This window comes from Arthrobacter sp. 10L424 (genome assembly GCF_056395325.1).
In genome coordinates, this window is record NZ_JBFTJH010000003.1 from 859417 (window position 1) to 872120 (window position 12704).

The window sequence follows — 12704 nt, forward strand, 5'->3', positions numbered from 1 at the left end:
GATGCAGGCGGGGGAACTTCAGCAGCAGGCGCAGGAAGCTCGACAGCAGGCGGCGGAACCTCTCCAGCTGGAGGCGGAACCTCAACAGCAGGCGGCGGAACCTCTCCAGCTGGAGGCGGAACCTCAACTACAGGCGGCGGAAACTCGCCGCCAGGCGGCGGAACCTCACCAACAGGGGGCGTGACAGGGGCAGTCGTCATGCTCAGGTTGCCCGGGGAAATGGCATCGTCGGCGTAGGCCGAGGGCGCGGTTGCGCCCAGACTGAGGGCCAGCAGAAGTGCCCCCAAGCCAAGGCGTGCCGTTCTTGTTTTCTGGCTGCACGACGTCATCGACAGGCCCTCCCCCACGTGCGAGATTAAATAAAATGTGCGCGGTTCTGGCCATAACTAACGTCATTGTCGGCAGCGCCCCAGAGTGCACGGACCACCCCAGTCTACTCGACGGTACATCGTGGGGTGGCCACATCAGCATCTGCCGGGGTGGCGTCCGCGGCGGCAGCGGCTGTCCGGCAGCGATAGGCTTAAACAATGCTGCCCTTCCGCTTCCAAGCTTCCGCACGTCCGTTCCGTATTCTCGCCACGGCGGCAGCTGCCGGGATCGTGCTGAGCGCCTGCGCTCCGGTTGTCGACGTCGCGCCCGCCAAGGACGCTGCGAACGCGGCCTGTGCCCCGATGATGGTGGCACTCCCGGATGTGATCGGCGAGGCCAAGCTGCGCAAGACGAACAGCCAGGCCACCGCTGCCTGGGGTGATCCGTCCCTCGTGGTCCTGCGCTGCGGCGTGAATGTTCCGGGCCCGACCACGGACCGATGCATGAGCGTGAATGGCGTCGACTGGGTCATCAAGGAAGGCAACCCGGTGTGGACGCTGACCACCTTCGGACGCGAACCCGCCACCGAGATCCTGCTGGACCCGGACAAGATCAGTGCCGCCACTGTGACGGCAGACCTCGCCGCCGCCGCCGCGAAAGTCCCGGCCTCACGTAACTGCGTGGGCCAGGCGGACCTGCAGAATCTGCCGACGAGCCGGTAGCCGCTACCGCAGGCCGGTCTTGCGGTGCAGCGCCAGGTGGATCAGTTCATCGATCAGTTCCGCGTAGCCCAGGCCGGAGGCCTTCCACATCTGCGGGTACATGCTTTTCGGTGTGAACCCGGGCATGGTGTTGATCTCGTTGATGATGAGTTCGCCCTCAGGCGTGTAGAAGAAGTCCACCCGGCTCAGTCCCTCGGCCCCGACGGCGTCGAACGCGACCGCAGCCAGTTCGCGGACCCGGGCGATGGCCTCGTCCGGGAGGTCGGCCGGGCAGCTGAGGTCGGCGGCGTCGTCCACGTATTTGGCGTTGAAGTCGTAGAACTCGTGCCCGCCGCCGGCCACGGAAATCTCTCCCGGCATGGACGTCCGGGGAGCGTCGGTCCCCCGGCCTTCCAGCACGGCGCACTCAATTTCGCGGCCCACGATGCCAGCCTCGATGACAAGCTTCGGATCATGCTCGCGGGCGGCCTCGATCGCGGCGTCCAGGCCCTCGAGGGAGTCCACCTTGGAGATGCCCATGGAGGAGCCTGCCCGTGCGGGCTTGACGAAGACCGGGAAGCCGAGCTGGTCCACGCGCTTGCGGACAGTCTCAGGGTCATTGCGCCACTGCCGGTCCGTGACGGCAAGGTACGGCCCCACCCGGAGCCCCGCGGATTCAAACACCACCTTCATGAAGTGCTTGTCCATGCCAACGGCGGACGCCAGCACGCCGGCGCCCACGTAGCGCGTGTCGGACAGTTCCAGGAAGCCCTGGATGGTGCCGTCCTCGCCGAACGGGCCGTGCAGCAGCGGGAACACAACGTCGACGGCGCCGAGTTCCTGCGGGACCTCGTTCGGGGAGGCCACGATCAGCTGGTGTTCGCCGCCGATTTCGGTCAGCGCCACGGTCCGGGCCGAGGACGCGACCTCGGGCAGGGAGGATGCCGCGAGCGACCAGTCGTGCGTGTCGCCGGAAGCCAGCACCCACTGGCCCGTCTTGGCAATCCCGATCGGGATCACCTCGTACTTCGTCTGGTCGATGGCGCCGAGGACCCCGGCCGCCGTCACGCAGCTGACCGCGTGCTCGCTGGAACGGCCACCAAACAGCACCGCCACGCGGGGCCGGGCGGCCCGGCCTTCTGTGTTCACGTTTTCTTCAGACACGCTCAGTGATCGCCTTCAGGTTTCAGGTCCCGGGACAGCAGCAGCGGCCCCAGTTCGTCGACGGACAACTTTCCGGCCAGCACGGCAACAACCGCCGCGGTGATGGGCATTTCGACGCCAAGCTTGCCGGCCAGCTCATGGACCGCCTGGGCGGACTTGATCCCCTCGGCCGTCTGCGTCATTTCCGCCGTGACTTCGTCCAGCGTCAGGCCCTTGCCCAGCAGCCGTCCGGCGGTGTGGTTCCGGGACAGCGGCGAGGAGCAGGTCGCCACGAGGTCGCCAAGGCCGGCCAGCCCGGCCATCGTCTGCACTTCGCCACCCAGGGCGAGCGAAAGCCGCGAGGTCTCCGCGAGACCCCGGGTGATGACTGAGGCCTTCGTGTTGTCCCCCATCTGCTTGCCTTCGCAGATGCCGACGGCCAGCGCAATGATGTTCTTGACGATCCCGCCGATCTCGACGCCGACGACGTCGCCCGTGGTGTAGGGGCGGAAGTACGGGGCGGTGCAGCTGCGCGCGATCCAGCCGGCAGCGCTCGGGTCGGTGCAGGCCACCACGGATGCCGTGGGCTCCTCCCGGGCGATTTCCATGGCCAGGTTGGGTCCGGAGACCACGGCGATCCGGCTGGCGGGCACGCCGAGTTCTTCGGAGATGACTTCGCTCATCCGGGCGTCGGAGTGCAGCTCGAGTCCCTTCATCAGGGAAACCACCAAGGATCCGGGCTCCACGAGGTGCTTCCATTCGCGCAGCTGCGGCCTCAGGGTCTGGGCCGGAACGGCGAGGACCACCAGCTGGGCGCCTGCAAGGACTTCGGCGACGTCGGTGGAAGCGGTGATATTTGGCGGAAGGGCGATGTCTTTGAGGTACTGCTCGTTCCGGTGTTTCAGGTTGATCTGGTCAACCACCTCGCCCCGCCGGCCCCAGAGCCGGATGTCGCGCTCGACGCCGGAGGCCGTGGCCGCGTCAGCAAGGATCTTCGCGAAGGTGGTCCCCCAGGATCCCGCCCCAAGGACGGCCACCGTTGTAGCGGAGCCCGTCCCGCCGAAGTCCGCCGTCATTTGGCGCCGTCCGCGCCGGTGGCTGTCCCGGCGTCGGCGGACCCGGCGTCGCGATTGCTGCCGCCGGTGCCCCCGGCAGAACCGCCGGCTTTGCCGTTCTGGTCGATGAAGCGGCCGTGCGTGGACTGGTTGTGGGCCGAAGGGTCCCAGCGGACCAGCGGAGGCTGTCCCCCGCGGAGCGTGGCCAGGAGCTCGGTGATGGCCTCCATGATCACGTTGGTGGCCTCGGTGAGGGTGGCTTTATCCAGCGGCCGTCCGGCGAACGCGCTGAGGTCCACGGGATCACCCACCACCAGGCGCGACGTCTTCCGGGGAAAGACGTACATGCGTTTGGCATAGCGGGGCAGGACCTCGTGGGCTCCCCAGTGCGCCATCGGCACCACGGGGATGCCGCTTTCGAGCGCCATTCGCGCGGCACCGGTGTGGCCCTTCATCGGCCACAGTTCGGGATCACGGGTCAGTGTGCCCTCGGGGTAGATGATGATGGCGCCGCCTCCGTCCACCACTTCTTTGGCTATCTGCAGCGAGCGGTTGGCGCCCGCCGTCGAACGTTCCACCGGGATCTGCTTGGTGGCGCGCAGCACGAACCCCAGCACGGGCACCTTGAAAAGTCCGGCCTTGGCCAGGAAGCGCGGCATCCGCTTCTGGTTGTAGAGCATGTGCCCCACCACCAAGGGGTCGATTTCGGTGCAGTGGTTAGGTGCTGCGATGAAGCCGCCGGCGGGAAGCTTCTCCAGGCCGAGCCACTTCTTCCGCATCAGGAGGTTCATGACCGGCCGGACAATCCCGGCAACAACGACAAAAGTGATGTGGCTCTTGGCCGTTTCCTTCACGTGGTCCCCGCTACTCGGCCGAGGTGATGTCGAAATCGGCGCCCAGGCCCGCGAGCTTCTCCGTGAAGCGCTCGTAGCCACGGTTGATGATGTCGATTCCGGTGACCCGTGAGGTGCCGTTGGCGGCCAGTGCGGCGATCAGGTGACTGAAACCGCCGCGCAGGTCCGGCACGTCAATATCCGTGCCGGTCAGCTGGGCGGGACCGGAAATCACGGCCGAATGCAGGAAGTTGCGCTGGCCGAACCGGCACGGCACGCTGCCGAGGCATTCGCGGTGGACCTGGATGTTGGCGCCCATCCGTATCAGTGCGTCGGTGAAGCCGAACCGGTTTTCGTAGACGGTTTCATGCACGATCGACACGCCCTCGGCCTGCGTCAGGGCAACGATGAGGGGCTGCTGCCAGTCGGTCATGAAGCCGGGGTGCACGTCCGTCTCGAGGACCAGCGGGTTGAGCTTGCCGCCCTTGTGGTAGAAACGGATGCCGTCGTCGCCGATGTCCATCCCGCCGCCGACTTTGCGGTACGTGTTGAGGAAGGTCATCATGTCGCGCTGGGTGGCGCCCTCGACGAAGATGTCGCCGCGCGTGACCAGCGCCGCGGAGGCCCAGGAAGCGGACTCGTTGCGGTCCGACAGGGCGCGGTGGTTGTAGCCGCCGAGGTCCGGGACGCCCTCGATCCGGATGGTGCGGTCCGTCTGGACGCTGATGATCGCGCCCATCTTCTGCAGCACGGCGATGAGGTCGACAATTTCCGGCTCGGTGGCCGCGCCGGAAAGCTCGGTGATGCCCTCGGCCCTCGTGGCGCTCAGCAGCACCTGCTCGGTGGCGCCGACCGACGGGTACGGCAGGGAGATCTTGGCGCCCTTGAGACCGCCGGGCGCAGAGATGTGGATGCCGCCGGGGCGCTTCTCGACAACGGCGCCGAACTGCCGCAGCACGTTCAGGTGGTAGTCGATGGGGCGGTCGCCGATCTTGCAGCCGCCCAGGTCGGGGATGAAGGCCTCGCCGATCGCGTGGATCAAGGGACCGCACAGCAGGATCGGGATGCGGGAATCGCCGGCATGCGCGTCGATGGCCGTGTGGGACGCCGTCTTCGCGTTGGTCGGATCGAGGGTCAGGTCCCCAGTGATGGGGTCCTTCTCGACGGTGACACCGTGCAGCTGGAGCAGGCTGGTGACAACCTCGACGTCCTTGATTTCAGGGACGTTGCGCAACACGGACGGCTCGTTGCCCAGCAGGGCAGCCACCATGGCCTTAGGGACCAGATTCTTGGCCCCGCGCACGGTGACGCGGCCAGTTAGCGGGACGCCTCCGCGGATTGTCAGAACACTACTCATATACCGGTTTCCTCACGACTACTCGCCCCCAAATCCTTACAAAGGCACCTGCTAAGCATAGGAGCTAGCGTTACCGATCTGAAATACGGCACGGTCCCGGCCATCGACTTCGCCGCCGCTCCCGCCGTCGAAAGCAAAACAACGCGGGGTCATTTCCGGCCCGTCCCAAGGTCTGGGATGGGCTGAAAGTGACCCCGCGTTGCTGCGGAGGAAGGCGTCAGGACAGTTTGGCCGGCAGCGTCTTCGGCTTGAAGCTGGGCCTCGTGGCCTCGAAGGCCGTGATGTCTTCCTCATGCTGGAGGGTCAGGCCGATGTCGTCCAGGCCCTCGAGGAGGCGCCAGCGGGTGTAGTCGTCAATTTCGAACGGGGCCACGATGTTGCCGCACTGGACGGTCTTGGAGACGAGGTCCACGGTGACCGCGGTGCCGGGGGCGTTCTCCAGTTCCTTCCAGATGAGTTCGATGTCGTCCTGGGCCAGTTCGGCGGCGAGCAGGCCCTGCTTGCCGGAGTTGCCGCGGAAGATGTCCGCGAAGCGTGAGGACAGCACTGTCTTGAAGCCGTAGTCCTTGAGCGCCCAGACGGCGTGCTCCCGGGAGGAGCCGGTGCCGAAGTCCGGGCCGGCCACCAGCACGGAGCCGGCGTTGAACGGTTCCTGGTTCAGGATGAACGCCGGGTCCTTGCGCCAGGCCGCGAACAGGGCATCCTCGAAGCCCGTCCGGGTGATGCGCTTGAGGTAGACGGCCGGGATGATCTGGTCCGTGTCGACGTTGCTCTGGCGCAGCGGGACGCCGATGCCGGTGTGGGTGGTGAACTTTTCCATGGCGGATCCTTCTGGACTGTATGGATCTGGGCTGTGTGGATCAGGGGCCGTCGGACGCTACGCGGCGTCGGCGCTGAGGGCGGCGGACTCGGGAGCGGGGTCCAGGTCCGAGGGCGAACTCAGGGTGCCGCGCACCGCCGTCGCCGCTGCCACGACCGGGGAGACCAGGTGGGTGCGTCCGCCCTTGCCCTGGCGGCCTTCGAAGTTGCGGTTCGAGGTGGAGGCGCAGCGCTCCCCCGGTTCCAGCTGGTCCGGGTTCATGCCCAGGCACATGGAGCAGCCGGCGAAGCGCCATTCGGCGCCGAAGTCCTTGAAGACCTTGTCCAGTCCCTCGGCCTCGGCCTCGAGGCGGACGCGGGCGGAGCCGGGCACCACAAGCATCCGGATGTTGGGGTCCTTGGTCCGGCCGCGGATGATGTCCGCCGCCGCGCGGAGGTCCTCCATCCGGGAGTTGGTGCAGGAGCCGAGGAAGACGGTGTCCACCCGGATGTCCTTCATGGGGGTGCCGGCTTCCAGGCCCATGTACTGCAGCGCGCGTTCGGCCGCGGCCTTGGCGTTCTCGTCGCCGAAGTCCTCGGGCGAGGGCACCTTGGCGGACAGGGACACGCCCTGGCCGGGGTTTGTTCCCCAGGTGACGAACGGTTCCAGGGTGTCGGCGTCGAGGTCCACCTCGACGTCGAACGTGGCGTCGTCCTCGGAGCGCAGCGTGTTCCAGTACTCGACGGCGGCGTCCCACTCGGTGCCCTGCGGTGCGTGCGGGCGGCCAAACATGTAGTCGTAGGTGGTCTGGTCCGGGGCGACGAGTCCAGCGCGGGCGCCGGCTTCGATGGACATGTTGCAGATGGTCATCCGCGCTTCCATGGACAGTGCCCGGATCGCGGAGCCACGGTACTCGAGGACGTAGCCCTGGCCGCCGCCGGTGCCGATCTTGGCGATGACGGCCAGGATGATGTCCTTGGCGGAGACACCCGGCTTCAGGGTGCCCTCAACGTTGATGGCCATGGTCTTGAAAGGCTTCAGGGAAAGCGTCTGGGTGGCCATCACATGCTCCACCTCGGAGGTGCCGATGCCCATCGCGAGGGCGCCAAAAGCACCGTGCGTTGAGGTGTGCGAGTCGCCACAGACCACGGTCATGCCGGGCTGCGTGAGGCCAAGCTGCGGCCCGACAACGTGGACGATCCCCTGCTCGGCGTCGCCGAGGGAGTGCAGCCGGACACCGAATTCCTGGCAGTTGTTGCGCAGGGTCTGGATCTGCGTGCGGCTGGTGAGATCGGCAATTGGCTTGTCGATGTCCAGCGTGGGAGTGTTGTGGTCCTCGGTTGCGATGGTGAGGTCGGGCCGGCGCAACGGGCGTCCGGCCAGCCGGAGGCCCTCAAAGGCCTGCGGCGAGGTCACCTCGTGTACCAGGTGGAGGTCGATGAAGAGAAGGTCGGGCTGGGCGTTGGCTCCTTCGCCGTCGCCCTTTCGCACCACGTGCGCGTCCCAGACCTTCTCGGCCAGTGTCTTTGCCACGGCCTTCTCCCTTCACTGCGGTATACGTGCTTGCCAGCTTGCTGTCTCCACTGAATCAGCACACCCGCGTAATGCGCCAGCGCGCTGACTTGCATCTCAGATAATGAGACGGCAATATCATTACATGGACAATTCTAGTGGAGTCGGTGTCATCGATAAAGCGGCCCATGTGCTTGACGCACTTGAGGCCGGACCTACCACCCTGGCGCAGCTTGTCGCGGCCACGGGACTGGCGAGGCCCACCGTGCACCGGCTGGCACTGGCGCTGGTCCACCACCGGCTGGTCAGCCGTGACATCCAGGGCCGTTTTGTGCTCGGCAGCCGCCTCGTGGAGCTCGCCTCCGCGGCCGGCGAAGACCGCCTGATCGCATCCGCCGGCCCGGTCCTGATGCAGCTCCGCGATGCCACGGGCGAGAGCGCTCAGATCTTCCGCCGGCAGGGCGACTGGCGCGTGTGTGTGGCCTCCGCCGAACGGCCCATTGGCCTGCGCGACACCATTCCCGTCGGCACCCAGTTGTCCATGAAGGCCGGCTCCGCCGCCCAGGTGCTGCTCGCGTGGGAGGACCACGACCGTCTTCTGGAAGGCCTGCAGGCCGCCCGCTTCACCCCCACCGTCCTGGCCGGAGTTCGACGCCGGGGCTGGGGCCAGAGCCTCGGCGAACGTGAGCCTGGGGTCGCCTCCGTCTCGGCCCCCGTGCGCGGCCCGTCCGGCCGCGTCATCGCCGCAGTGTCAATCTCCGGGCCGATCGAACGCCTCACCCGCCAGCCCGGCCGGCTGCACGCCGAAGTGGTCTGCAACGCGGCCCGCGTGCTGACCGAGGCCTTGCGCAAGACCAACGACTGACGGCATAGGCTGTCCGCATGAACAGCTATGTGGTCTTCCTGCGCGGGGTCAACGTCGGCGGCATCACCATCAAGATGGCCGAACTGAAAGAAGCCCTGAAGTCCCGTCCGTTTTCGGGTGCCAAGACGCTCCTGGCCAGCGGAAACGTCGTGCTCTCCAGCGAACTGTCCCCCGCCGGCGTTAAGAAGGAATTCGAAGCGTGCCTGCGGGAGGCGTTCGGCTATGACGCCTGGGTGGTGGTCCTGGCGGCTGACCGGGTGGGCGAGCTCGTGGCGGCGTGCCCCTACCCCGCGGACGACTCCTCCACCCACACCTACCTCACGCTCGGCTCGGACGCCGGGGTGCTTACCGAGCTACACGAGGCCGGCCGCGCTTTGGACGGGGCAGAGATGACCCTGCTGGGGCCGGAGGCCCTTGCGTGGCTGGCGCCCGCCGGCGGCACGCTGGACAGTCCGTTCAGCAAGCTGTCCTCGAAGCCGAAGTACAAGGCTTCCACCACCACGCGCAACCTGCGCACCATGATCAAGGTCCGGGACGCCGCGGCACTCCTGTAGCCGGTTAGCGCGCCGCCCGCAGTGCCTTGTTGAAGGACCCCAGCCGGCTGACCTCGAGCTCCACTGGTTCCACCACAAGATCCTCCGCCACGGCAGCGACAGACGCTTTGAGCCGCCTCCGGGCCGCCCGGCCCCGCGCCCGGGCGGCGGCGCCCGCGATGAGCTTCGCCAGCACGGCCAGGACGATCCCCAACAGCGCCCCACCCGCGATCATCACGGTCGGCACCGGCCAGCCCTGCACCAGCGGTACCTCCGGCACGGGAAGCTGGAAGTAACCCAGCGCGGCAAGGACGCCGAGCCAGGCGAACCCGCCAAGGGCTGTCAGCAAGGCAACCCACTGGACGACGTTGAATACCGTCCACCACCAGGATGTGCCGCCGGCTTTCAGCTCGGTGGAGGCGATGGCCTGGTCCAGGGCGTCAGGAAGCTGCTCCCTGCCCTCGCGGGCGGCACTCCGGATGACGGCCCGCCAGGGGCCGGGGGCGCCGTCGGAGGCTGCATCGGCGAATTCCCGGACGGCGGCATCCGTGCGGGCCCGCTCCGGGGCACCGGCCGGCGGCAGGGATGTGCGGTTCAGTTCAGGGTTGGCGCCCTCCCGGCGCAGGTTCAGCCGGCGCAACGGATCGGGCCGGAAGCGGACCAGCCAGCGCGTCACCGGCCAGCCGGTGCGGCGGGTGGCCTCAATTCGGTAGGACCGGACGACGGCCTCGACCACGAGCGGGACGTTCGCGGCCACGGCCAGTTCCTCGGCCAGCCTGGCCTTGGACGCGGCCGTGACCCCGGCTGCCTCGCCATCGCCCGACGCCTCAGCGAGCCGGGCCGAGGCCCGAGTGACGTCCGCGCCGAGGCGCTGGGACTGGGCCTGCCGCTGCCTGGCCACCTGGCGGATGGCGGCCCGGACTTTGTCGACCCCACTGCCCACGACGGCGGAGGCGCCGATAACCTGCACCTTGCCCAGACCGTCCCGCGCCAGGATGGCCTTGAGCGACTCCAGCACCGGCGGAACGTCCCGCTCCGGCAGCCGGTCGATCTGGTTCAGCACCACAAGGGTGACGGCTCCGTGGGAGGCCAGCGGGGTGAGGAAATCGTTGTGCACCGCGGCGTCGGCGTATTTCTGCGGATCGAGCACCCAGACGAGGACGTCGACGAGTCCCACCATCCGCTCCACGATCTCGCGGTTGGCGGCGCGCGTGGAGTCGAAGTCGGGAAGGTCCAGGAGGATGAGGCCCGTGCCGTCGTCGGCGAAGCCGGGGACCGGGGTGGCGTGGTGCCTGTTCCGGACATCCAGCCAATCCAGCAGCTCCTCGCTGCCCTCGGCGCCCCAGACGCCGGCCAGCGGCTCGGACGTCGTGGGCCGCCGGACAGCCGCCGTCGCGATTTCCTCGCCGCTGACTGCGTTGAAGAGGGAGGACTTTCCGCTGCCGGTGGCCCCGAAGAACCCGACGACGGTGTGGTCCGCCGACAAGGAGCGCCGGGAACTCGCCCGGTCCAGCACTTGGAGGACCCCGTCCAGGACATCTTCCGGGAGCGCCCCCGCGGCCAGTTCGCGTGCCTCGTTCAGGGCGTGAAGCCGGCGGTCCAGCCGGGAAGCCTCTGCGGCGGCGCCATGGCGGCTCATGCGGAGGCCGCCAGGCGTCGGAGCGCCGCGGCGTGGCCGGCGAGTACCGCCGGGGCGACCGCGCCGGGGATCTCTAGCCGGGTCAGGAAGCGCTGCTGTTCTGCCTGGAGCAGCTGCTGGCAGCGGGCGTGGAGATCCTCGCGGGCTGTCCGGGCGAGCCGGCGGACGGCATCTTCACCGAACACCGCTTCCAGCAACCGCTGTCCGACGACGGCGGTGCCGCCTGCGACGCCGATTTCCAGCCCGGTGAGTCCGGCCGTCATGGAGAACACCACGATCATGAGGGCGGCGCCGAGGCCGTTGATCCCGAAGGACAGCCAGCGCGCTTGCGTGCGCTTGCCCTGGCCCTCGGTCCGGATCAGTTCCATGAGGCCCCCCTGCCAGGCCCGGATCTCGGCAGCGGCCTTCTCGGCGAAGCCCTCGGAGGTTCCGGAGAGGTCGTCGGAGCCCAGCAGCTGGCGGCCGGCCGGATCCGAGCGCCAGCGCCGGTCCGTGTCCTCGGCCGCGTTGGCGGCCTCATCGATGATGACGGCCTGCAGCCCGGTTTCGATCGCCGTCTCCACCCGCACTGACGGTGCCGGTTCGCCCCGCAAGAAGGCACCGACCCGGTCCCGGAACCGGCCGATGTTCTGCTCCATCGCCCGAAAGAACTCGCCGGTGCCCACGAAATCCTGCCAGCGGGCCAGGACCTCGCCCCGGAGGAGCGCACCATCACGGGTGGCCTCAAGGATCCTGGCAACGGCGTCCCGGTAGGCGTCCCGGGCGTCCCCCGCGAGAACCTCGGCAGCGTGTTCCTGGGCGCCGGCGGCCTGTGCCACGGCGTCGACGCGGCTACCCAGGGCCTTGACGGTCCCGTTGAGCGTCCGCCGAGCGATGTCGGAGCGGCCGGCAGCGTCCGCGGCGAGTTCCCGCAGCCAGAGCTGCAGCGGCTCGACAGCGCCGGACGGAAGCAGGCCCATCCCGTCCAGGGCCGTCTCGGGCACGATGAAGAGGCGTGCACTGCCCAGCCCTTCCCTGTTGAGCATGGACTGGAGGTCTGCGCTGACATCTGCTTCGGCACCCGGCGGCACCCGGTCCAACACCACAGCCACCATGATGTCCCGGGAGGCCGCGTCCAGCAGGAGGCGCCAGGGGACGGCGTCGGCGTAGCGGTTGGCGGTGGTGACGAAGACCCACAAATCGGCGGCAGCCAGGAGTTGGCCGGCGAGCTTACGGTTGTCACTGGAGATCGAGTCGACGTCGGGGGCGTCCAATATGGCAATTCCCTGCGGAACGGCCGTATCGGCGACCAGCACCAGCGAGGAGATTGCGGCGGCATCCGGGGTGGGGCCGGCTTGGCTGGCGGGCAGCGGTTCTTGGCTCACCGTGCCGCGGATCCGGCTCAGGCTCGGCAGGACCCGCTGCCCGTCGAACCAGTGCCCGTCGGCGGGGTGATGCAGCAGGATGGGCTGCCGCGTGGTGGGCCGGATGGCACCGGAGCGGGTGACGGCGTGCCCCACGAGTCCGTTGACGAGGGTTGACTTTCCGGCGCCGGTGGATCCGCCCACGACGGCGAGGAGGGGCGCGTCCAGGCTCCGGTAGCGGGGCAGGATGTAGTCCTCGAGCTGGGCCAGGGCATCGCCGATATCCAGCCGGGCGGCATCCGCACCGGGGAGGGCAAGCGGCAGGGCCGTCGCGGCAAGGACGCGGTGGACGGCTTCCAGCAGTTCAACGGCCTGACCGGGGGTTTCGTCGGAGCTCACCGCATCATCATGCCAGTTCCAGACCGGTGGGCCTCGGCATTCTCGACCTGATTTCGTGTGATTCGAAGATAATAGCGCCCAGGACTGGTGGCGACCGCGTGCGGGCACGTGGTCATCGTAAGAATGGATATCTCCATGGCGTATTGAGAATGCGAGATCTGGCCGGTAGCAGGCGTAATTGCAAGTTGCTTAGGGAACTAAGATGGCGCCACGTCC

General features: G+C 68.0%; 11 protein-coding genes. 3 read left to right on the top strand and 8 right to left on the bottom strand.

Translation table 11 applies throughout. The features are described 5' to 3' along the window. The first annotated feature begins 527 nt into the window (after nucleotides 1-527). Nucleotides 528-1031 (top strand): DUF3515 family protein, encoded by a 504-nt coding sequence (locus tag AC1DC5_RS09555; RefSeq protein ID WP_476864960.1) that lies wholly within the window; start codon nucleotides 528-530, stop codon nucleotides 1029-1031. A 3-nt stretch (nucleotides 1032-1034) separates the two neighbouring features. Here the strand turns inward: AC1DC5_RS09555 and AC1DC5_RS09560 are convergent, their stop codons facing one another. From AC1DC5_RS09560 to leuC, 6 genes are all read right to left on the bottom strand, one after another. Beyond that, nucleotides 1035-2174: a D-alanine--D-alanine ligase family protein gene (locus AC1DC5_RS09560; protein WP_476864961.1), complete on the bottom strand. Its 1140-nt coding sequence runs from the start codon at nucleotides 2172-2174 to the stop codon at nucleotides 1035-1037. Nucleotides 2175-2176: 2 nt separating this feature from the next. Further along, entirely contained in the window at nucleotides 2177-3229 is a 1053-nt protein-coding gene (locus tag AC1DC5_RS09565) for an NAD(P)H-dependent glycerol-3-phosphate dehydrogenase (protein ID WP_476864962.1), read from the bottom strand. After that, nucleotides 3226-4062 (bottom strand): lysophospholipid acyltransferase family protein, encoded by an 837-nt coding sequence (locus AC1DC5_RS09570; protein WP_476864963.1) that lies wholly within the window; start codon nucleotides 4060-4062, stop codon nucleotides 3226-3228. Before AC1DC5_RS09570 ends, AC1DC5_RS09565 begins: the two co-directional genes overlap by 4 nt. Before the next feature lie 10 nt (nucleotides 4063-4072). Next, the gene (gene murA / locus AC1DC5_RS09575) at nucleotides 4073-5398 is read right to left on the bottom strand and encodes a UDP-N-acetylglucosamine 1-carboxyvinyltransferase (RefSeq protein ID WP_476864964.1); all 1326 of its coding nucleotides are present in this window, start codon (nucleotides 5396-5398) and stop codon (nucleotides 4073-4075) included. Nucleotides 5399-5615: 217 nt separating this feature from the next. Next, nucleotides 5616-6218, bottom strand: a complete 603-nt coding sequence (leuD, locus tag AC1DC5_RS09580; RefSeq protein ID WP_441406534.1) for a 3-isopropylmalate dehydratase small subunit — start codon at nucleotides 6216-6218, stop codon at nucleotides 5616-5618. 57 nt (nucleotides 6219-6275) lie between these two features. Continuing rightward, a complete protein-coding gene (gene leuC / locus AC1DC5_RS09585; protein WP_476864965.1) occupies nucleotides 6276-7730 on the bottom strand; it encodes a 3-isopropylmalate dehydratase large subunit in 1455 nt (484 codons plus the stop codon). 124 nt (nucleotides 7731-7854) lie between these two features. Between leuC and AC1DC5_RS09590 the strand changes: the two genes are divergently transcribed. Together AC1DC5_RS09590 and AC1DC5_RS09595 are read left to right on the top strand one after the other, a co-directional pair. Further along, on the top strand, nucleotides 7855-8574 hold the full coding sequence (locus AC1DC5_RS09590) for an IclR family transcriptional regulator (RefSeq protein ID WP_056426387.1): 720 nt from the start codon (nucleotides 7855-7857) through the stop codon (nucleotides 8572-8574). A gap of 17 nt (nucleotides 8575-8591) precedes the next feature. Further along, entirely contained in the window at nucleotides 8592-9128 is a 537-nt protein-coding gene (locus AC1DC5_RS09595) for a DUF1697 domain-containing protein (RefSeq protein ID WP_476864966.1), read from the top strand. A 4-nt stretch (nucleotides 9129-9132) separates the two neighbouring features. Here AC1DC5_RS09595 and AC1DC5_RS09600 read toward each other — a convergent pair whose 3' ends face one another. Both AC1DC5_RS09600 and AC1DC5_RS09605 read right to left on the bottom strand, forming a co-directional pair. After that, on the bottom strand, nucleotides 9133-10746 hold the full coding sequence (locus tag AC1DC5_RS09600; RefSeq protein WP_476864967.1) for a GTPase: 1614 nt from the start codon (nucleotides 10744-10746) through the stop codon (nucleotides 9133-9135). Next, nucleotides 10743-12488 (bottom strand): dynamin family protein, encoded by a 1746-nt coding sequence (locus AC1DC5_RS09605; RefSeq protein WP_476864968.1) that lies wholly within the window; start codon nucleotides 12486-12488, stop codon nucleotides 10743-10745. Before AC1DC5_RS09605 ends, AC1DC5_RS09600 begins: the two co-directional genes overlap by 4 nt. Nucleotides 12489-12704: the final 216 nt, after the last annotated feature.